Source organism: Limnohabitans sp. B9-3, from assembly GCF_002778325.1.
GTDB classification, from domain to species: domain Bacteria; phylum Pseudomonadota; class Gammaproteobacteria; order Burkholderiales; family Burkholderiaceae_C; genus Limnohabitans; species Limnohabitans kasalickyi.
Genome location: NZ_NESI01000003.1, coordinates 381,931 through 400,876, shown reverse-complemented (window position 1 = coordinate 400,876; position 18,946 = coordinate 381,931). Strand labels below are relative to the sequence as shown.

General features: G+C 57.6%; 20 protein-coding genes. 7 read left to right on the top strand and 13 right to left on the bottom strand.

Going from position 1 to position 18,946, the window contains the following annotated elements:
• Positions 1–3 precede the first annotated feature (3 nt).
• Positions 4–1,224 (bottom strand): YihY family inner membrane protein, encoded by a 1,221-nt coding sequence (locus B9Z42_RS07310; protein WP_233203557.1) that lies wholly within the window; start codon positions 1,222–1,224, stop codon positions 4–6.
• Positions 1,225–1,246: 22 nt separating this feature from the next.
• Here B9Z42_RS07310 and B9Z42_RS07305 point away from each other — a divergent pair, with 22 nt between their 5' ends.
• Both B9Z42_RS07305 and B9Z42_RS07300 read left to right on the top strand, forming a co-directional pair.
• On the top strand, positions 1,247–1,678 hold the full coding sequence (locus tag B9Z42_RS07305) for a DUF2069 domain-containing protein (protein WP_100132798.1): 432 nt from the start codon (positions 1,247–1,249) through the stop codon (positions 1,676–1,678).
• Between the two features lie 12 nt (positions 1,679–1,690).
• Positions 1,691–3,124, top strand: coding sequence for an FAD-binding oxidoreductase (locus B9Z42_RS07300; RefSeq protein ID WP_233203556.1), 1,434 nt, complete (start codon positions 1,691–1,693; stop codon positions 3,122–3,124).
• On the opposite strand, the gene B9Z42_RS07295 is transcribed toward B9Z42_RS07300, so the two are convergent.
• Positions 3,099–3,788: a response regulator transcription factor gene (locus B9Z42_RS07295; protein WP_100132668.1), complete on the bottom strand. Its 690-nt coding sequence runs from the start codon at positions 3,786–3,788 to the stop codon at positions 3,099–3,101. The genes B9Z42_RS07300 and B9Z42_RS07295 overlap by 26 nt on opposite strands.
• 21 nt (positions 3,789–3,809) lie before the next feature.
• The gene (locus tag B9Z42_RS07290; protein ID WP_100132667.1) at positions 3,810–4,739 is read right to left on the bottom strand and encodes a hypothetical protein; all 930 of its coding nucleotides are present in this window, start codon (positions 4,737–4,739) and stop codon (positions 3,810–3,812) included.
• Between the two features lie 173 nt (positions 4,740–4,912).
• On the opposite strand from B9Z42_RS07290, the gene B9Z42_RS07285 reads away from it, so the two are divergent.
• Genes B9Z42_RS07285 through xth form a run of 4 tightly spaced genes read left to right on the top strand, consistent with a single transcriptional unit; the run spans position 4,913 to position 7,646 of the window.
• A complete protein-coding gene (locus B9Z42_RS07285; RefSeq protein ID WP_100132666.1) occupies positions 4,913–5,740 on the top strand; it encodes a thymidylate synthase in 828 nt (275 codons plus the stop codon).
• A gap of 27 nt (positions 5,741–5,767) precedes the next feature.
• A complete protein-coding gene (locus tag B9Z42_RS07280; protein ID WP_100132665.1) occupies positions 5,768–6,274 on the top strand; it encodes a dihydrofolate reductase in 507 nt (168 codons plus the stop codon).
• 14 nt (positions 6,275–6,288) lie between these two features.
• Positions 6,289–6,864: a DUF4337 domain-containing protein gene (locus B9Z42_RS07275; RefSeq protein WP_100132664.1), complete on the top strand. Its 576-nt coding sequence runs from the start codon at positions 6,289–6,291 to the stop codon at positions 6,862–6,864.
• A gap of 17 nt (positions 6,865–6,881) precedes the next feature.
• On the top strand, positions 6,882–7,646 hold the full coding sequence (xth, locus tag B9Z42_RS07270; protein WP_100132796.1) for an exodeoxyribonuclease III: 765 nt from the start codon (positions 6,882–6,884) through the stop codon (positions 7,644–7,646).
• 44 nt (positions 7,647–7,690) lie between these two features.
• On the opposite strand, the gene ntrC is transcribed toward xth, so the two are convergent.
• The 9 genes from ntrC to B9Z42_RS07225 form a co-directional block, all read right to left on the bottom strand.
• Positions 7,691–9,241, bottom strand: coding sequence for a nitrogen regulation protein NR(I) (gene ntrC, locus B9Z42_RS07265; protein ID WP_100132663.1), 1,551 nt, complete (start codon positions 9,239–9,241; stop codon positions 7,691–7,693).
• Between the two features lie 49 nt (positions 9,242–9,290).
• On the bottom strand, positions 9,291–10,325 hold the full coding sequence (glnL, locus tag B9Z42_RS07260; protein ID WP_100132795.1) for a nitrogen regulation protein NR(II): 1,035 nt from the start codon (positions 10,323–10,325) through the stop codon (positions 9,291–9,293).
• A 98-nt stretch (positions 10,326–10,423) separates the two neighbouring features.
• A complete protein-coding gene (locus B9Z42_RS07255) occupies positions 10,424–10,948 on the bottom strand; it encodes a hypothetical protein (RefSeq protein ID WP_233203555.1) in 525 nt (174 codons plus the stop codon).
• Positions 10,949–11,137: 189 nt separating this feature from the next.
• Positions 11,138–12,553 (bottom strand): type I glutamate--ammonia ligase, encoded by a 1,416-nt coding sequence (glnA, locus tag B9Z42_RS07250; RefSeq protein ID WP_100132661.1) that lies wholly within the window; start codon positions 12,551–12,553, stop codon positions 11,138–11,140.
• A 234-nt stretch (positions 12,554–12,787) separates the two neighbouring features.
• A complete protein-coding gene (locus tag B9Z42_RS07245) occupies positions 12,788–13,639 on the bottom strand; it encodes a molybdopterin-binding protein (protein WP_100132660.1) in 852 nt (283 codons plus the stop codon).
• A complete protein-coding gene (locus B9Z42_RS07240) occupies positions 13,608–14,486 on the bottom strand; it encodes an EI24 domain-containing protein (RefSeq protein WP_100132659.1) in 879 nt (292 codons plus the stop codon). The genes B9Z42_RS07245 and B9Z42_RS07240 overlap by 32 nt, the downstream gene beginning before the upstream one ends.
• A 22-nt stretch (positions 14,487–14,508) precedes the next feature.
• A complete protein-coding gene (locus tag B9Z42_RS07235) occupies positions 14,509–15,489 on the bottom strand; it encodes a sterol desaturase family protein (protein ID WP_100132658.1) in 981 nt (326 codons plus the stop codon).
• A complete protein-coding gene (locus tag B9Z42_RS07230) occupies positions 15,477–16,262 on the bottom strand; it encodes a polysaccharide deacetylase family protein (protein WP_100132794.1) in 786 nt (261 codons plus the stop codon). Before B9Z42_RS07230 ends, B9Z42_RS07235 begins: the two co-directional genes overlap by 13 nt.
• Positions 16,263–16,297: 35 nt before the next feature.
• On the bottom strand, positions 16,298–17,260 hold the full coding sequence (locus B9Z42_RS07225) for a YncE family protein (protein ID WP_100132793.1): 963 nt from the start codon (positions 17,258–17,260) through the stop codon (positions 16,298–16,300).
• A 100-nt stretch (positions 17,261–17,360) separates the two neighbouring features.
• Here B9Z42_RS07225 and B9Z42_RS07220 point away from each other — a divergent pair, with 100 nt between their 5' ends.
• Positions 17,361–18,170, top strand: a complete 810-nt coding sequence (locus tag B9Z42_RS07220) for an alpha/beta fold hydrolase (protein ID WP_100132657.1) — start codon at positions 17,361–17,363, stop codon at positions 18,168–18,170.
• A gap of 8 nt (positions 18,171–18,178) precedes the next feature.
• Here B9Z42_RS07220 and B9Z42_RS07215 read toward each other — a convergent pair whose 3' ends face one another.
• Complete coding sequence (locus B9Z42_RS07215) at positions 18,179–18,934, bottom strand: pseudouridine synthase (protein WP_100132792.1); 756 nt, start codon at positions 18,932–18,934, stop codon at positions 18,179–18,181.
• Between the last annotated feature and the right edge of the window lie 12 nt (positions 18,935–18,946).

Genomic DNA, 18,946 nt, shown 5'->3' with positions numbered 1-18,946 from the left:
AACTCAGAGCACGTCTCTCAAACGCAGGTCGTGCCAGCGCATCCACAACCCCTCAGACTCGGGGCTGCGCACCAAGAGCAAGCGCGCCATCAGAGGCGAGAGTGAAGTTTGGTGCGGGTCGGCCAACATCACGTAGCGGGCTTCCTTGAGGTGGGTTTGTTGGGCATCGACTTGCTCGCTCAAACGAGCGATCCAATCCAAGTCAACCAAAGTGGCGAGCACTTCTTCCAGCTGCAAGGGGTCCAGGTGCAAGTCCGCACACAGGGTGCTGAGACTTGCACCATGTTCGTGCGTGCTGCGCGCCAGCTGCAACCGTTGCAACACTTCCAACGCGAGTTGAAAGCGCCAGCCTACGCTACGTCCATCGCGGGAAATGCCATCTAACAAACTGGGTAAATTGGCCACCAACACGGCCCCCAGCAACACAATGGTCCACGCTAAGTACATCCAGATCAACAAAATTGGCACAGTCGCAAAAGCGCCGTAGACCACCGAATAGGTGGGCATTTGGCCAAAGTAATAGGTCAACACTTTGCGTGCAATTTCGGTTGCGGCCGCCACCCACACGCCGCCCACCAGCGCGTGGCTCCAGCGCACTTGGGTGTAGGGCACGTAGCGGTACATGGCGCTCACGCTCCACGCCAACAACAAAAACTCCAAGGTACTCAGCAGCCATCGCATATTGCCCGTCATATCGGGGGCCAAGCCTTGGGAAACTGCCACAAACTGAGACATGAGCACCAAGCTCGCCCCCATTAACAGCGGCCCCAAGGTGATAGCCGTCCAATAAAGCAGCAAACTTTGCGCAAACGGGCGACGCTTGCGCACGCGCCAAATGGCGTTGAGCGTGCGATCGATGGTCAACACCAACGTCACCGCCGACAAAAACAAAGCGGTCACACCCACCACACCCAAGCGGCTGGCCTTGCTGGCAAATTGGCTCAAATAGCCCAACACTTGGCGCGAAATGTTGTCGGGCACAAAGCTCTCAACCAGTCGTTTTTGCAAAACCGTTTGAAAGTCGCTGAAGATCGGAAATGCCGTGAACACCGCCAACGTCACCGCCAGCAAGGGCACCAAAGCAATGGTGGTGGTGAAGGTCAAGCTGCCTGCGGTTTGCCCCAAGCGGTCCTCACGAAAGCGCTGGCGCAGCACGCGGGCGGTGTTGCGCCAAGGGAATCGGGCGAGTCGGTCAAGGAAGCTTTGCAGTTGCGGGACAATCATGGCCTGAATCATGCCACCGTCTATGCACACCCCACCCACACCCCCTGCAGAAATCACCCTTCGTCACGTCACGCTCACCCGAGGACTGGCTGTCGGCAGCTTGCTCGGGCTGATCGTGCTTGGTTTGGCTTGGGAGCTGTGGCTAGCGCCTCTGCGCCCAGGCGGCACACTGCTGGCGCTCAAAGTCTTGCCCCTGTGTTTCCCTCTCACCGGCTTGCTGAAAAACCGCATGTACACCTACCGCTGGCTCAGTTTGTTGATTTGGCTGTATTTCACCGAAGGCGTGGTCAGGGCTTGGGGCGATGCTGCCCCCAGCAACTATTGCGCCCTGTTGGAAGTGCTGCTGTGCTTGGTGCTGTTTGCAGCATGTGCCCTGCATGTGCGCTTGCGCATACGGCATGCCAAAAACAACCCAGCACCTGACGACGCACCAAACGTGTCCACCCCCGTCTGAACCCGAGGTTTTATGTCTCACTCCACCATAACCACCCACCAAAATTTGCTCATCGCTTTGCGCTCTGCGTTGGGCGATGCTTATGTGTTGACCGACGGCGATTTGTCGTCTTACGAGCAAGACTGGCGCAAACGTGTGCGCGGCAAAGCCTTGGCCGTCGTGCGCCCCGGCAACACGCAAGAAGTGGTGGCCGTGGTCAAAGCCTGTGCATCAGCCGGCGTGAGTGTGGTGCCGCAAGGCGGCAACACCGGCCTCGTGGTGGGCTCCATTCCCGACGCCTCGGGCACCCAAGTGCTGTTGAGCTTGCAGCGCATGAATGCCGTGCGCGCCATCGATGCCGACAACCTCACCCTCACCGTGGAAGCCGGTTGCGTGTTGCAAAACGTGCAGCAAGTGGCCGAGCAAGCGGGCTTTTTATTCCCCCTGAGTTTGGGCTCCGAAGGCAGTTGCACCCTTGGTGGCAATTTGGCGACCAACGCGGGCGGTACACAGGTGGTGCGCTACGGCAACACGCGCGAACTTTGCCTGGGCCTCGAAGTGGTCACCGCCCAAGGCGAAGTGATGCACACCCTCAGCGGCCTGCGCAAAGACAACACGGGGTACGACCTGCGCAACTTGATGATTGGCAGCGAAGGCACGCTGGGCATCATCACCGCCGCCACCATGAAGCTCTACCCTCTGCCCGCCGTCAGCCTGACCGCGTGGGCGGCTGTGCCCTCGGTCGAACACGCTGTCAAACTGCTGGGACTGGCGCACCAACATTTAGGCGCTGGCTTGACGGGCTTCGAGATGATGGGCCAATTCGCCCTCAGCTTGGTCGACACCCATTACCCCCAACTGCGCGTGCCGTTGTGGCAAAACACGCCCTACTGTGTGCTGCTGGAAAACTCAGACACAGAATCGGAAGCACATGCCCGCAGCCGTTTTGAGCATTTGCTAGAACTGGCTTTTGAAGACGGCTGCGTCACAGACGCTGTGGTAGCAGAGAGCTTGTCACAAGCCCGCAATTTGTGGCACATCCGCGAGAGCATCACCTTGGCACAGGCCGAGGAAGGCTTGAACATCAAGCACGACATCTCGCTGCCGGTGTCTGCCATTCCGGCGTTTGTGGCCAGCACCGATGCGCTGCTGACACGCGAAATTGAAGGCGTTCGCATTGTGAATTTTGGCCATTTGGGCGATGGCAATTTGCACTACAACGTGCAGTCACCCAAAGGCAGCGACAACAAGTTGTTCTTGCAGACTCAAGAAGACCGGGTAAACACCTTGGTCTACGAGGCCGTCACAGCTCTGGGGGGCTCGATCTCGGCCGAGCATGGTGTGGGTAGCCTCAAAGTCGACAGCCTGCCGCACTACAAAGACCCTGTGGCCTTGGCCTTGATGCGCCAAGTCAAGCAGGCACTGGACCCGCAGGGCTTACTCAATCCGGGTCGTGTGGTGCGTTGATCTCGAGGTAGAGCTCGGGTGTCAAGTCAACGCCCTCGAGCAACGCCATCAAGTCAGGCAAGGCTTGCAAGCGTAACTTGCTGAGTACCCGCGCACGGTGAAGCTTCACCGTAGCCGCAGCGCCCCCATCTAGCTCCGCAATCTGTTGGTTGGTGTAGCCACGGACCATCCAGCTGCACACCTCAAACTCACGCGCAGTCAAACTCTTCAGCCGTGCTTTGACTTCGTCCAAGCGATCCTCTTGCTTGTGCGTGTTCACGGCCAAGTGCATGGCGCGCTGCAGCGCGTCGAGCAAGCTTTGTGGTGTGAAGGGTTTGAGCAAGAAGTCCACGGCCCCTTGCTTCATCGCACGGATGATTTCCTCCGAACGGCTGTCGCCACTGGCAAAGACAACGGGGACCGATTGCGCAGTCGCTTGCAAACGCGTCTGCAACTGCGCTTGCAAATCCACACCCACGGTGCCCGGCATGCGCATGTCCAACAAAATCACACAGGGCAGGGGTAAAACAGGGTTTTGCAAGAAAGCATCGGCACCTTCATACACAGTCACGTCATAACCGGTACGGGTCAACAACGTGGTGAGGCTGCGGCGAATGGAGGCATCGTCATCGATGACCACCACATGACCAAGGTACGTGGTGGCTTGAAAAGAGAAAACAGACATGGGGGCAGATCATGCCAAAAATCAAGGCGTCAGCGCTTTCTCCACCAAGACTATTTTTTGCACGCTGCCCTCAGGCAAGCTGGCACGCCAGCCTTGAAAGTAGATTTGAACCTGCGCTAAGTTGTTGCCAGAAATCTGCCAAGGCGCGGCGCCATACACACTGCGTCCCTCACCCGCCTTGAGTTCCAAGGTGCTGGCTTGCTTGTTGCCATCGACCACGCACAAGTTGGTGTCAGTTGGGCTCATCACATACACAAACTTGCCATCTTTTTTGGGCATCGCTGCTGAAACTTCGGGGCCAGGATCGCCAGAAAACGCGCAGGCCCCAGCTGAACGGGGCACAGCAACCGTCTCGGCCGACGGGAGTTTGCCCGTGTCTGGGGCCAACACCACCGAAGCAAGCGGTGCGGGTGCCATCTGTGTCGGCTTGTCAGCCGTGGCAAGCAGCGGTTGATCGGGGGTGGTATTCGAAGCAACCGACGCCAGCGTCAAAGAAACATCCCCATCCATGGGATAAAAGGCAAAACCACCACCCAATGCAACCAGGACGGCGAAACCCATGAGTACGACCCGTGGGCTGCTCATTCGAAGACCCGCACGGTTGGGGGACGCCCAGTCATCGACGGGTTGTGTGGTCAGGTCAGCGATGTCGTTCAAGCTCTCATTCACAGAGGCGGCTGCCACAGGCGCAAGGTCTTGTGTTATCTCGGGAACGGCGAAAGCAGATGGAGGCGGCGCACCCAAAATCATCAATGTCCGCTTGTAGGCTTGGCGCTTGATGGCCGTGGAGTAAAACAAGTCATCGCCGCCGGTCTCCAACGACTTCACTTGCGCCACCGACAAACAAGCAATGCGAGCGAGCTGAACCACATCCATGCCCACGCTGCCCCGCAATTGCTGCAAATACGTGGGGTCACACGTTTCATAAACATTAGGCTGTGTTTCAGTCATGGCTTGAAATGTGTTGAAAATAGTTCGAAGCGGATGTGTTTGGCAACCATGCAATATCTGACAAGAATCTTTCAATGTCAATACGCCAATTTGCGGATAATACTTTAATGGTAACTTTAAGTTATTCAAACCGCTTAAACTCAAACAGCTTTTTTTTCAGTGATTACCCTCCTATGCGCCCCATCCGCCGCCAATACGAAGACTTCATGCACCACGTTGACACGCACGGCGTGGCCAAGACGGACCGCACCGGCACCGGCACAAAAAGCGTGTTTGGCTACCAAATGCGGTTCGACCTGAACGAAGGCTTCCCGCTGGTCACCACCAAAAAAGTACACCTGCGCTCCATCATTCAAGAATTGTTGTGGTTTTTAACCGGCTCCAGCAACAACAACTGGCTCAAAGACCGCGGCGTCAGCATTTGGGACGAATGGGCGCGTGAAGACGGCGACTTAGGCCCTGTTTACGGCGTGCAATGGCGCAGCTGGCCCACGCCCGATGGCGGGCACATTGACCAAATCTCAGAAGTCATCCAAACCTTAAAGTCCAATCCAGACTCACGCCGCATCATCGTCAGCGCATGGAACGTGGCTGAACTCAACCAAATGGCTTTAATGCCTTGCCATGCGTTTTTTCAGTTTTATGTCGCACCCGCTCAAAACCCAGGTGAACGCGGCCGCTTAAGCTGCCAGTTATACCAACGCAGTGCCGACATTTTCTTGGGCGTTCCCTTCAACATCGCCAGTTACGCTTTGCTCACACACATGGTGGCCCAGCAGTGCGATTTGGATGTGGGCGACTTCATCTGGACCGGCGGCGATTGCCACATCTACCGCAACCATCACGAGCAAGTGGCGCTGCAACTGAGTCGCGAGCCCTTTGCCTATCCCACGCTGAACATCAAGCGCAAGCCCGACAGCCTCTTTGACTACGCGTACGAAGACTTCGAAGTCATGGACTACCAATGTCACGGGGCCATCAAAGCACCGGTCGCGGTTTAACGCGCAACGTTTGGGCTCTTTAAAACCATGCGTTTGAACCTGATCTTTGCTCGCGCCAGGCGTGGTGTGATTGGCCTAAACAACACATTGCCCTGGCATTTGCCTGAGGACTTGGCGCACTTCAAAGCCACCACCTTGGGCCAGCCCGTCATCATGGGCCGCAAGACTTGGGAATCATTGCCTCCGAAGTTTCGTCCCCTGCCTGGGCGCACCAACATCGTCGTCACCCGTCAAACCGATTGGCAAGCTCTTGGCGCCCACGTCGCTCACAGCATGGCGCAAGCCTTGGCTCTTTGCGATGGAGATAGCAACGACAAAGGCGAAGCCTGGGTCATTGGCGGCGCAGAGGTTTACGCCCAAGCCTTGCCTTTGGCGCAACGTGCCGTCATCACCGAAATCGATGCTGAATTTGAAGGCGACGCATTCGCCCCCGAATTCGACACCACTTGGCATGAAACCAATCGCACAGCACACACCTCGGCCAATGGCTTGGCCTACAGTTTTGTCACCTTGACCCGTTCGAACCCCCACTAATTGAGGAAACTTCCATGTCCAACCACGGCTTCCACGTCCACGGTCCCCACGACCACGAACTCGAGCACGCTGCCCAAGGGCATGGCGATGGCTTCACCAACAAAATCGCCTTGTTCACGGCCATCATCGCCACTGTGGGCGCCATCTTTGGCTACATGGGTGGCGCCACCCAAGCCAATGCCGGTTTGTACAAGAACAATGCCGCCATCAAAAAAACCGAAGCCTCCAACCAGTGGAACTACTACCAAGCCAAAAGCAGCAAACAAAACTTGAGTGAGCTGGCCTTGGAACTGGCACCTGCGAGCAAAAAAGATTTCTACACCGATGAAATCAAGCGCTACAAATCCGAAAAAGCAGAGATCAAAGCCAAAGCTGAATCGCTGGAAGCCAAGTCCAACGAGTGGGACCAAGCTTCTGACGATCAAATGCACCAACACCATCGCTGGGCCCAAGCGACCACCTTTTTGCAAGTCGCCATTGCCTTGGCTGCCATCGCCTTGCTGACTCGCAAACGCTGGCTGCAATTTGCCATGTTTGGTGTGGGCGCTGCTGGCGTGAGCGTGGGCGTTTTGGCCTTCATGCACCTCTAATGGCGAGCGCGCTCCCCATGCAACTGGCCACCTGGAACGTCAACTCCCTCACCGTCCGCTTGCCGCAAGTGCTCGACTGGCTGGCGGCCAACCCTGTTGACGCCCTGGTGCTGCAAGAAACCAAAACCACCGACGACAAATTCCCCCAAGCCGCCATCGAAGCCGCGGGTTACCAAGTGGCTTTTTTCGGGCAAAAAACTTACAACGGCGTGGCCCTGCTCTCACGCAACGATGCCACCGAGGTGGTGAAAAACATCCCCGGCTTTGAGGACGACATGGCGCGCGTGATCACAGGCACCGTGAACGGCGTACGCGTGATTGGTGCCTACTTTCCCAACGGGCAAGCGCCGGACAGCGACAAGTTTGTCTACAAAATGCGCTGGCTAGAAGCCTTGAACCAGTGGGTTCGCGAAGAGCTCAAGCAGTACCCCAAATTGGTGCTCATGGGTGACTACAACATCACCGTAGACGACCGTGATGTGTGGGACCCGGTTGGCCTGAAAGACACCATCCATTGCACCGTGGAAGAACGCGCGCACTTCCAAGCGCTGATTGACGCCGGCTTGCATGACGCCTACCGTTTGTTCGACCAAGCCGAGAAAACCTACAGTTGGTGGGATTACCGCGAGTTCGCCTTCCGCCGCAACCGTGGTTTGCGCATTGACCACATCTTGGTCAGCGACGCTTTGAAGCCCTCTGTGCAAGCCTGCGTGATCGACAAAGCACCGCGTAAAAACGAGCGCCCCAGCGACCACACGCCGGTGGTAGTCACACTGGGCTAAATCGCCCGACGAGCCGCCACAGCAGCGGCTCGCTCAGCCTGCCGTCAATCGTCGAGGCCCAACTCTTGAATCTTGCGGGTGATGGTGTTGCGGCCAATGCCCAGTTTTTGGGCCGCCTCAATGCGCCGTCCGCGCGTGTTCACCAAAGCCGTTTGAATCAAACGCGCTTCAAAGCGGTTGATCAGCACGTCCCAGATGTCGGTGCGTCCTGCCACGAGCAAGCTCATGGCTTCGGCTTCTAGGCCCTGCTCCCAGTCAGCACCGGGCATGTTCAGCACCACGGGTGCAGCTACGCCGCTGTCTGAGGCGCTTGAAACCGGTGCCGAGGCTTTGGGCAACTCGGAAGACGCAGGGCTATGGCCCATTGCCACCGCCGATGTGTCTTGACCCACATGCACGGCCAGGTCTGCCCCCTCGCCTTGCAACTGCACTTCAGGCGGCAAATCTTTGGGCTCAATCACCTGCGCGGGCGCCATCACGGTCAACCAATGGCAAATGTTCTCTAACTGACGCACGTTGCCGGGAAAGCTGAACTGGTTCAACACGTTCTGCGCCAAATCGGAGATACGTTTGGACTCCACGCCCAATTGTTGTGCACTCTGCTGCAAAAAGTGGCGCGTGAGTGCGGGGATGTCCTCACGTCGCTCCCGCAAAGCGGGCAGACGCAAACGAATCACGTTCAGACGGTGAAACAAATCCTCGCGAAACACGCCATCTTTGACGCGCTTCTCCAAGTCTTGGTGCGTCGCCGCAATCACCCGCACATTGGCCTTGATGGCGCTGTGGCCGCCGACGCGGTAGTAGTTGCCGTCACTCAACACGCGCAGCAAACGGGTTTGCAAGTCGAACGGCATGTCGCCAATTTCGTCCAAAAACAGGGTGCCGCCTTCAGCTTGTTCAAAGCGGCCACGGCGTGTGGTTTGTGCGCCCGTGAATGCACCACGTTCGTGCCCGAAGAGCTCGCTTTCCAGCAAATCTTTGGGGATTGCGGCGGTGTTGATGGCCACAAAGGGGCCTTTGTTGCCCGCGTCACCGCGTGGCGAGTGTTTGTGCAGGGCCCGGGCCACCAGCTCTTTGCCAGAGCCGCTTTCACCGGTGATCATCACGGTCACATTGCTTTGGCTCAGGCGACCAATGGCACGAAACACGTCTTGCATGGCAGGCGCTTGGCCCAGCATTTCAGGCGTGGCATCTTGCAACTCAATTTGCGCTTGCTCACGCTGGCTTTCCTCGACCGCACGGCGGATCAGCTCCACCGCTTTGGGCAAGTCAAACGGCTTGGGCAAGTACTCAAAAGCACCGCCTTGAAAGGCAGAAACCGCGCTGTCTAAGTCTGAAAACGCCGTCATGATGATGACAGGCAAGGCAGGCAAGCGCTCTTTGACTTTGCCCAGCAAATCCAGGCCCGACCCGCCCGGCATGCGGATGTCGCTGACCAGCACTTGCGGGCCGTCGTCAGGTCCTGCGACATCGAGTGCTTGCAACACTTCGCGGGGGTTGGTGAAGCTGCGCGTGGGCATGTTCTCGCGCAGCAGCGCCTTCTCCAGCACGAAGCGAATTGACTGGTCGTCATCCACAATCCAAATCGGTTTCATGTCAGCGCTACTTTCTCAAAATTCATAGGTGGGCCGTGGGTCAGAGGCATCAAGGCAGCGGGATCAAGATTTTGAAATCTGTACGTCCCACCACGCTGTCGCACTCAATCAAGCCGTGGTGCTGTTGCACAAAAGTTTGTGCCAAATTCAGCCCCAAGCCTGATCCGCCATCTCGTCCCGAAACCAAGGGAAAGAACAACCTGTCCTTGATTTCTTCCGGAATGCCGGGCCCGTTGTCTATCACATGCAATTCCAGTGCCAACCGATAGCGTTGTTTGCTGAAAGTTACTTGTCGATTGATGCGGGTGCGCAAAATGATCTGCGCGTCGCCTGTCGCAATCCGATCCACCAAAGCTTGCGCGGCGTTGTGCACGATGTTGAGCACCGCTTGAATGAGCTGTTCGCGGTCGCCGCGCAACTCAGGAATAGAGATGTCGTAGTCACGCACCACGCGCAAGCCCTTGGGAAACTCAGCCAAGATCAAACTCCGCACGCGCTCGCACACCTCGTGAATATTGACGTCGCCCACCACATGCGGACGACGGTGTGGTGCCAGCAAGCGGTCGACCAACACCTGCAAGCGGTCGGCTTCGTGAATGATGACTTGGGTGTATTCGATGAGGTCTTTGCTCTCGACTTCCATTTGCAGCAACTGCGCCGCGCCGCGAATACCACCCAGTGGGTTTTTGATTTCATGGGCCAAGTTGCGAATCAGCTCTTTGTTGGCTTGGGCTTGGTCGATCAGGCGATCTTCGCGGTCTTGGCGGGTTTGCTGCTCCAAGGGCAACAACTCCACCAGCACTTCATCGGCCCGATCGCTGGGGGCCACGATGACGTGGACAGGCAACGGGTCTTGGTTGGGGCGGCGCAAGTGCGCGTCGTAGCGCAGGGCGGCGAAGGCGTTGGTTTGCGCGCCTTGCAAGGCGTTGTTCAGCGCATGCGCTTCGGTGAAATACGCCGACAGCGATGTGCCCTCAATGTTGCGGCGTGACAAACCCATCACGTCCTCGAGTGCAGCGTTGGCAAACACCACGATGCCATCCACGCGCACGATCGCAACGAGGGTGGCGAGCAAGTCAAACATGTGTGTGGGGGCTAACTTGTCGTGTGAGCTTGACTTGTCTTGGGAGGTTGGCTTGGCTTGGGGCTTGAGCGCGGAAGCTGTAGCGGCTTTTGAGGGTTTCATGGGGTGCTCGTGGCGACAGGAGTGTTGGGCAAGCGTGCCAATTCGCGCAGCAGCCCGGCCACATCGGCTTCACTGCGTTGCAAGGCAGCGCGCAGCTGGGCCACGCGCTCTTGGTATTTTTGGGGCTGTCGCTGCTCATCGGCTTGGCGCTCTGGCTCGCCGTTGCGCCACAGTTGCAGCAATTCGGTATGGCGCGCTTGGGCTCTTTGCAACTCCGTTTGCAACAACACACTGGCTTGTGCATCGCGTTGACGTTGCGCTTGAGGGTCGACTTTATGCTTGCTGGGAGGCGCGGCAGAAGCCGTTGCGTCGGACGAAGCGGATGACGCGGCTAACGCCGTCGAACCCGGTGTTGCCGATGAAACAGGCGTTTGCACCTGCGTGCCCTCAATCACCGTGACATGGCCACCCGTCAATGGTTTGCAGTTTTGACTGGGGGCCGGTTGGTTGGTGTACACGTTGCCGCAACGAAACACGCGTGGCGACTCGGCCTGCGCCGCTGGAACAATCCAAAGTGCCAAGACGCTAACGAATAAAACGGCCAACCGTACTCGCACCTGACCTAGGCAAAGACAGAAGCACCCAAGTCTGCGTGGCAAGCGAAGCAAAGCAATACAGGTCATGTCAGCCCACGTTGAAACATCAATCTCAATTGAAACAAAAAAGGACGGCTCGCGCCGTCCTTTTTGTGTATCTCACGTTGTAACGAATTACAGCGAGTAGTACATATCGTATTCGACAGGAGACACTTCAACGCGGTTGCGGTTGACTTCTTGCATCTTCAATTCGATGTAAGCGTCGATCCACGAGTCGGTGAACACGCCGCCTTTGGTCAAGAAGGCACGGTCGGCGTTCAAGGCGTCCAACGCTTGGTCCAAGCTGGAGCAAACGGTTGGCACCAACTTGTCTTCCTCTGGAGGGAGGTGGTACAAGTCTTTGGTCGCTGCTTCACCGGGGTGAATCTTGTTCTCGATGCCATCCAAACCAGCCATCAACAAGGCTGCGAAGCCGAGGTAAGGGTTGCACAATGGATCTGGGAAGCGCGCTTCCACGCGGCGGCCCTTGTCGCTTGCGACGTTAGGAATACGGATCGATGCTGAGCGGTTCTTGGCCGAGTAAGCCAACTTAACCGGTGCTTCGTAATGAGGCACCAAGCGCTTGTAGCTGTTGGTACCTGGGTTGGTGATGGCGTTCAAAGCACGGGCGTGCTTGATGATGCCGCCGATGTAGTACAGGGCCAAGTCAGACAAACCAGCGTAGCCAGTGCCTGCGAACAAGTTCTTGCCGTCTTTCCAGATGGACTGGTGAACGTGCATGCCAGAACCGTTGTCGCCAGCGTAGGGCTTAGGCATGAACGTGGCAGTTTTGCCATAAGCGTTGGCCACGTTGTGGATCACGTACTTTTGCAGCAATGTCCAGTCAGCGCGCTCAACCAAAGTGGAGAAACGTGTGCCGATTTCGCACTGGCCAGCGCCAGCCACTTCGTGATGGTGCACTTCGACGGGGATGCCCACGGACTCGAGCAACAACGACATTTCGCTGCGCATGTCGTGTGTGCTGTCGACGGGAGGCACGGGGAAGTAGCCGCCTTTGACGCGGTTACGGTGACCACGGTTACCGCCTTCGATTTTCTCGCCGCTGTTCCAAGGGGCTTCGTATTCGTTGATGGCGTAGAACGTGTTGTTAGGCTCAGTGCTCCAACGCACTTCGTCGAACAAGAAGAACTCTGGCTCTGGACCGAAGTAAGCGGTGTCGCCAATGCCAGACTGCTTGAGGAAAGACTCAGCGCGCTTGGCGATCGAACGTGGGTCACGCTCGTAGGCTTTGCCGTCGGTGGGTTCGATCACGTCACAGATCAACACCAAAGTGACTTCTTCAAAGAACGGGTCAATGATGGCGCTGTTGGGATCGGGCATCAACAGCATGTCAGAGGCTTCAATGCCTTTCCAACCGGCGATGGAAGAACCGTCAAACGCTTGACCGTCTTCGAACTTGCTTTCGTCAAACTGCGACACGGGCGCAGTGATGTGCTGCCATTTGCCACGGGTGTCGGTGAAACGGAAGTCCACGAATTTGACTTCGTTCTCTTTCACCATTTTGATTACGTCTGCGACGGTCTTGGCCATCAAGTTCTCCTGCTAGGGTAGTTGGTTTAAAAAGTTTTCAAGGATTAAGGATGCAGTTTCTGTGCCAAGTCATGGACGACCTAGTTCAGACATCACTTCTCCCGTCAAGCCTCATATTTTGCACTGAGTTCGAGGTGACTCAGACGCAGGTATGTGGTTTGATGCATAAAAAGGCAGCCGCAATACGCACAAAATTGGTGCAAGTCACAGAGAGTGCACCAAATGAATGCACCATCAAGGCCGCACCAGTTCGGGGCCCAATTGCACGCCAAACGGCTGCAGGCCTGCCAACAAAGCGGGATAAGCCAAGGCTACCAGCGCCGGCGCCCCCTTCACACCCAACTCAATGTGGCGCCCATGCACCGGATGATCCACGCTGGGCAGGCTGAACACTTTGATGCCTGCGTGCTCACGCTCCAAGGTCTCCATCAAGGGCGTCAGCGTGGCCTCCATGGAGCCGTAAACAACGACTGACTTTTCAATCCACGCCTCGTGCTGGAACAAATGCGGGTAATGCGTGTCGAGCACCCAAGCCATCATGGGCCAAGCCATGACCGGAAAGCCAGGCAAAAAATGCACCGTGCCACCACCTTTGCCGTGACAGCTGAAACCAGGAATCTTGTTGTAGGGATTGGGAATGATGCTGGCCCCTTTGGGGAACACGCCCATGTTGAGGCGGTGCACGTTGTCCGCGCGGTCGGGCTCGTAGGGGATGCCCTGCTCTTTGGCCGTGTCTTGCATGCGCTCACGAATCAAGGCTTCCGCTTCAGGATGCAGCTCAAGCTCAGCCCCTAAAGCGCGCGCCGCGCATTGGCGGGTGTGGTCGTCCGGCGTGGCACCGATACCGCCGCACGAAAACACAATGCTGTTGCTTTCAAAAGCCCTGGCCAAGGTGCGGGTGATGCGCTCGGGCGAATCGCCCACGTAATCGGCCCACTCCAGCGTGAGACCGCGGGCGGACAACAACTCAATGGTTTTGGGCATGTGCTTGTCAGCGCGTTTGCCAGACAAGATTTCGTCACCGACGATGATCAGACCAAATTCGGGGCGCGTCTCAGACGGCAGGGGGTGTGGCGTGTGGTTCATCCGGCAATGCTAGCGCGGGCAGCGGTTCTGAGGCGCCGACCACCACAAAGTCCGACTCCGCCCTCAGACTTTCCAACGCCGCCAAGCTGTAATGGGTGAACCACAGGGAGGTGAAGGCAAATACCAAGGCATAAATCCAAATGGCCAAGGGCACCAACAGCACAAACGCAGCAGCAAAAAAGGCCCCAGATGCCCACACCATGCTGGGCAAAACCCCCATGTAGCCAGTCAGCACCCCCATCACCAACAGCCAGCCACGGTGCCGCCGACCGATGGTGATGCGTTCCTCGCGGCTGGCATGTGCCAGCAGCGCGTCGTACACCATCACGCGGTAGCTCAACCAACCCCAAATCAGAGGCGGCACCACAAACATGAGTGGCGGCACCACCCACAAGGGCAGCGAAATCAGCATAGCTAGGATGGCTGCCAAGGTAGAGCCCAAAGTCCACATCAAACTGCTGACCATGGTTCCGCCTTGCTTGCGTGATAGGTGCTGAAAGCGGCGTTCCACCACCAAGTTGAGCAACGCAGGCGTCATCATCAACGACACCGCCAAAAGGGAGACGATCACCAGCACAGGGGTGATGGCAAAGATGATGACCAGCTGCACCATCACGCTTTGCAAGCCGCCGGCGCCGCGCGCTTGCAACCAGTCCATCATGCTTTGCAACATCTGCCAGGAGTCCAGCATCTCGCGCACCCAGTCTTGGGTGGGCTGCCAGTAAAAATAGCCCAAGCTCATCGCCAAGGCCAACAGCATGACCAAGGGCAGCAAAGACAGCAGCATCACGCGCGGCATCAGGCAGTAGCCCAAGGCGCGCCAAAAAGAATCTAAAAACAATCGCATTGGAAAAGCATAACCGAGGCGATCAACTTTCAGTGTGCCCCTTCAAAACGGCCAGCAAACGCGACAGCCCCAAGCGCTGCTGCGCCCAAAAGCCTTCGCCGTAGTCCACACCCTTCTCCACTTGATCGCGAATGCCTGTGGACTCGAATTTCTCTGAAAAGTTGGCTGTACCAAACAGCATGTCCCACCAAGGCAACAACACCCCAAAGTTGTGACCGCCCAACACCACCTTCGCGTTTTGCTGGGTTTCGTGGCCCAAACCAATGGCGTGGTGCAAACGATGAAAACGCGGACTCACCCACAGGCGCTCGCCCCATTTGCCAAAACTCACCCGCAAGTTGGCGTGCTGGAAGTTTTCGCTCAGTTGTGTCAGGGCCACCACGGCCACAAATTGGCTGGGCGCGATGCCCACGATCTGCGCCACCATCACCCACACCACGGCACCGATAAGGTCGTCGAGCAAGTGGTTACGGTTGTCGGTCCACTGTGTCATGTGGCGTTGCGAGTGGTGCATCGCATGCAAGGTCCACCACCAATGCCATTGGTGTTGGGCACGGTGCAGCCAGTAGTTCAAAAAGTCGAAGACCAACCAGTAAATCAAAAAACTGACCCACGGGCCATCGGTCACGCCGGGCCAAAGACCGTCCAAATGGAAAGAGCCCACACCTTCGGTGCGCAGCACGCCCATCGCATCGTCCAACACAGGCTCGATGGTGAAAAACAAGGCAATCCGAAAAAGTCCCAAGCGATGGATGAGGGTGTAAATCACGTCGGTGCGCACCGAACTGGCTGGGCCTTGAGCCTCTGCTGGACGCCAGCGCTGCAAGGGGCCGATCACCACCACCATGACCAGAATTTGCAGCAAGCCCACCAGCAACCACCCCGTGCCATCAAACAAATCTTCTAAGCGGTTGCCTAGCCCCAACGCAAACGCCAAGGGCTGCATCACGCCTTCGTACAAGGCGGCTTGAGCGTCGGCGAACAGGTCGGTCAGTGTGTCCATGCTTTGAATTGTGGATGCGTCTGCAGGGTGGCGAAACAAAACCCTTTGGCCTTTAAGCCTTCAATCAGCGGCTCCAACACCGCAGGCGCCCACGGGTCTTGGCGCGACCAAATGCCCAAATGTGCCATCAAGATGTCGCCAGAGCGCACGTTTTTCAACCCGCGCTGCAACAACATCGCGTTGGGGTATTTGTCGCTGGGCAACTCGTCGCCCAAGAAGCCTGCATCCGCCCAACCCACATGGCCAAACCCGCATTGCTTGGCTGCAGCCAGCAACGAGGGCGACGTTTTACCGCCAGGCGCGCGAAACAAGGGCAGCGGGGTTTGACCCGTCACCTGCTGCAAACGGGTGTTGGCGCGCTGCAACTCAGCGCAATAGCGCTGGCTATTCCAGACCTCGGTTTTGCCTTTGTTCGGGCCTGCACTGGCGCGCATTTGCCAGCTGCCATGACCGACGTCGGCGCGCCAATACACATGGTCATACGTGTGCGAGGCAAACGCGTGGCCTTCCGCGCCGCGCGCCCGCCACCAACTCGCCCAATGCTCGCCCAAGGTGCCGTCGCCCTCTTGGGTGGGTTCGTTAGCCGCAAAGAACGTGACCTTCACGTTTTGCCGCTGCAACACCTCGGCAATCAAAGGCGCCACGCCCATGTGCCCCGTATCAAACGTGAGGTAGAGCGGTTTGTTGCACGGCGCCGCAGCTTGGGCGGTAAAACTGGCCGAGATCACAAACGCCCCAAAACCCGTCAGCCCATGACGCACAAACTTGGGCATGCATTGGGCCAAGGTCTTGTTAAAAAACATGCCGTTTAAAAACGTTTAGCGTGGTCCAAAGTCCAAATGCCGTGCGGCGATTTGCCCACGTTCACCTGGCGCAACAACTGACCATTGCTCAAGTCAATCACGCTGACTTTTTTGATCCAACGCGAAGACACCAGCAGCAACTTACCGTCGGCCGTGACTTCCATGCAGTCTGGACCGCCGGGAGCTTTGAACTGCGCCACCGAGGTCAAGGTGGTGTAGTCGATTTTGTTCACGGTGTTGGCCACGCGGTTGCCCACGAACACATGACGTCCATCGCCCAAAGCACGGAAGGCGTGCGCGCCTTGACCTGTCGGAATGGTTTTGACCAATTTGGCTTGCGGGCCAGAAACGTCGTACACCTCCACATGGTTGTCGCCGGTCAAGCCGACCAACAGGTGTTTGTCGTCGGGCGTGCCAAATACGTCGGCAGGCATTTGGCCCGTTTTGACGCGCCATTTGACGGTTTGTGTGGCCAAGTCCACGGCGACCAGCTCGTTGCTGTCTTGCATGGTGGCGTAAGCCGTGGTGCTTTTGGTGTCAATCCAAAGGTGGCTGGGCGTTTTGCCCGAGGGAATACGCTTGGCCAAGGTGAGCGCTTGGCCGTCCCAGCGGTAAATGTCGATGTGGTTGAGGCGGTTGGCCACCGTCACAAACCATTTCATGTCAGGTGAAAAGCGCAAATGATAGGGGTCCAAGATGCCGCGAATCATGTGCTGCACTTGGGCGGTACGGGGGTCGATGAAGGTCAACGAGTCGCTGCCTGCGTTGGCCACGATGACCGATTTCTCGTCCGGCGTGAGGTACATGTGATGCGGCTCTTTGCCCGTGGCAATGCGTTGGGTTTCTTTCCAGGTCGTGGGGTCAATCACGCTGACGCTGGCGTCTAGCGAATTGAGCACAAAAATCGGGTTGGCAGCCTGCGCCGAGAAGCAAGCCAAAACCAGTGCGGCCGCGAGGGCCTGCGTCACGCGTTGAAACAAAATCACGGGGTAAACACCTTTGAAAAACGTGTCCCAAGTGTAACGAGCGCGTCTTTGTCCCTCGTGCGCGACGCCTTACGATGGCGCGATGAATTCGATGCAGCTCAAAGATTCACGCCTCGAAGTGGTGCACATCCCCGCCCTTCCCCCTGCCGAGGGCCAAACGTTGCGCGCGACCTTGGTGTTTTTGCACGAAGGCTTGGGCTCGGTCGCCATGTGGCGCAGTCGCGACGGCTTTTGGCCCGAACAGGTCTGCCACGCCACAGGCCGCGCAGGCGTGGTGTTTTCAAGGCGGGGCTACGGCCAGTCGCAGGACATCGCCGATGTACGTGGGGCCAACGCCTTGCCCCCCGATTACATGCACCACGAAGCTTGGGGCGTGCTACCTGAACTGTTGGCAGCATTGCACATCCAAGCGCCCGTCTTGCTGGGACACTCCGACGGCGGCACCATCGCGTTGCTGCACGCGGCACGCCACACCTTGAGCGCGTGCATCGTCATGGCACCGCATGTGAAGGTGGAGGCGGTGTCCATCCAAGCCATTCAAGCCGCGCGTGCGGCTTTTTTAGACAGCACGCCTCAGGGTGGCCGCTTGCGCGAACGCTTGGCCAAATTTCATGCCCATGTGGACACGGCGTTTTGGCAATGGAACGACGTGTGGCTGTCGCCCGGTTTTCAAAACTTTGACATTCGCGCTGAATGCCAAGCCATCTCCTGCCCCGTGTTGGCCTTGCAAGGCGTGAACGACGCCTACGGCAGCTTGGCGCAAATTGAAGAAATTGCACCCAATTCAGAGATTCAACGCCACGCCATTCCCGCCTGCGGGCATTCGCCGCACCGCGATCAACCGGCGCAAACGCTGGCGTTGATCACCGAATTTTTAAGCGACAAGCCTTAAAGGCCGACTCAGGCAGCCGTCAAACTGTTGGTGGCCAACAGCTTCAACTCATCCTCAGAAATCCAGCGCCACTTACCCGGCGCCAACTCAGCCGGCAAAGGCATGGCGCCAATTTGCGAGCGATGCAGCCCCACCACCTTATTGCCCACCGCTGCCAACATGCGTTTGACTTGGTGGTACTTGCCCTCGGTCAAGGTCAGGCGCATGTGATGCTCGGCCACTGCTTCGCAAGCGGCGGCTTTGACGGGTTTGGGCGAATCGTCCAGCACCACACCGTCGAGCAGGCGTTGAACCTGCGTGGCATCGAGCGGATCGTCGGTCGTCACTTCGTACACCTTGGGCACATGGTGACGCGGCGAACTCATGCGGTGAATCAAGGGGCCGTCGTCGGTGAGCACGAGCATGCCGGTGGTGTCTTGGTCCAAGCGCCCCACCGCTTGCACGCCTTGCACCGCACTTTTTTGCGGCCGTTGGCGCAGCGCGGCCGGCAGCAAGGTGTAAAGGCTGGGCCACGCCGAAGGTTTATGCGAGCACTCGTAACCGGCGGGCTTGTGCAGCAGCACATAGGCCTTCTCGTGGTACGGCCACAGCACGCCTTGCACCGAATACATCAGGCCAGCTTTGACGGCCACGTCTTCGAGGTGGTTGTCGCAATCCACCAGGCCCTCGCCCAAGTCGACCTGCACATGGCCTTGCTGAATCAAACCCGCGCAAATACGGCGCGTACCAAAGCCTTGGGAGTACAAAATTTCTTGCAGTTGCATGGCGCAATCGTA

Excerpts from the sequence above, each read along its gene's own strand:
- B9Z42_RS07275 (WP_100132664.1), top strand. The coding sequence starts at position 6,289 with ATGTCCAACCACGGCTTCCACGTCCACGGTCCCCACGACCACGAACTC.
- B9Z42_RS07235 (WP_100132658.1), bottom strand. The coding sequence starts at position 15,489 with ATGGACACACTGACCGACCTGTTCGCCGACGCTCAAGCCGCCTTGTAC.
- ntrC (WP_100132663.1), bottom strand. The coding sequence starts at position 9,241 with ATGAAACCGATTTGGATTGTGGATGACGACCAGTCAATTCGCTTCGTG.
- B9Z42_RS07285 (WP_100132666.1), top strand. The coding sequence starts at position 4,913 with ATGCGCCCCATCCGCCGCCAATACGAAGACTTCATGCACCACGTTGAC.
- B9Z42_RS07290 (WP_100132667.1), bottom strand. The coding sequence starts at position 4,739 with ATGACTGAAACACAGCCTAATGTTTATGAAACGTGTGACCCCACGTAT.
- xth (WP_100132796.1), top strand. The coding sequence starts at position 6,882 with ATGCAACTGGCCACCTGGAACGTCAACTCCCTCACCGTCCGCTTGCCG.
- glnA (WP_100132661.1), bottom strand. The coding sequence starts at position 12,553 with ATGGCCAAGACCGTCGCAGACGTAATCAAAATGGTGAAAGAGAACGAA.
- B9Z42_RS07280 (WP_100132665.1), top strand. The coding sequence starts at position 5,768 with ATGCGTTTGAACCTGATCTTTGCTCGCGCCAGGCGTGGTGTGATTGGC.
- B9Z42_RS07220 (WP_100132657.1), top strand. The coding sequence starts at position 17,361 with ATGAATTCGATGCAGCTCAAAGATTCACGCCTCGAAGTGGTGCACATC.
- B9Z42_RS07215 (WP_100132792.1), bottom strand. The coding sequence starts at position 18,934 with ATGCAACTGCAAGAAATTTTGTACTCCCAAGGCTTTGGTACGCGCCGT.
- B9Z42_RS07245 (WP_100132660.1), bottom strand. The coding sequence starts at position 13,639 with ATGAACCACACGCCACACCCCCTGCCGTCTGAGACGCGCCCCGAATTT.
- B9Z42_RS07240 (WP_100132659.1), bottom strand. The coding sequence starts at position 14,486 with ATGCGATTGTTTTTAGATTCTTTTTGGCGCGCCTTGGGCTACTGCCTG.
- glnL (WP_100132795.1), bottom strand. The coding sequence starts at position 10,325 with ATGTTTGACTTGCTCGCCACCCTCGTTGCGATCGTGCGCGTGGATGGC.
- B9Z42_RS07230 (WP_100132794.1), bottom strand. The coding sequence starts at position 16,262 with ATGCCCAAGTTTGTGCGTCATGGGCTGACGGGTTTTGGGGCGTTTGTG.
- B9Z42_RS07305 (WP_100132798.1), top strand. The coding sequence starts at position 1,247 with ATGCACACCCCACCCACACCCCCTGCAGAAATCACCCTTCGTCACGTC.
- B9Z42_RS07300 (WP_233203556.1), top strand. The coding sequence starts at position 1,691 with ATGTCTCACTCCACCATAACCACCCACCAAAATTTGCTCATCGCTTTG.
- B9Z42_RS07295 (WP_100132668.1), bottom strand. The coding sequence starts at position 3,788 with ATGTCTGTTTTCTCTTTTCAAGCCACCACGTACCTTGGTCATGTGGTG.
- B9Z42_RS07310 (WP_233203557.1), bottom strand. The coding sequence starts at position 1,224 with ATGATTGTCCCGCAACTGCAAAGCTTCCTTGACCGACTCGCCCGATTC.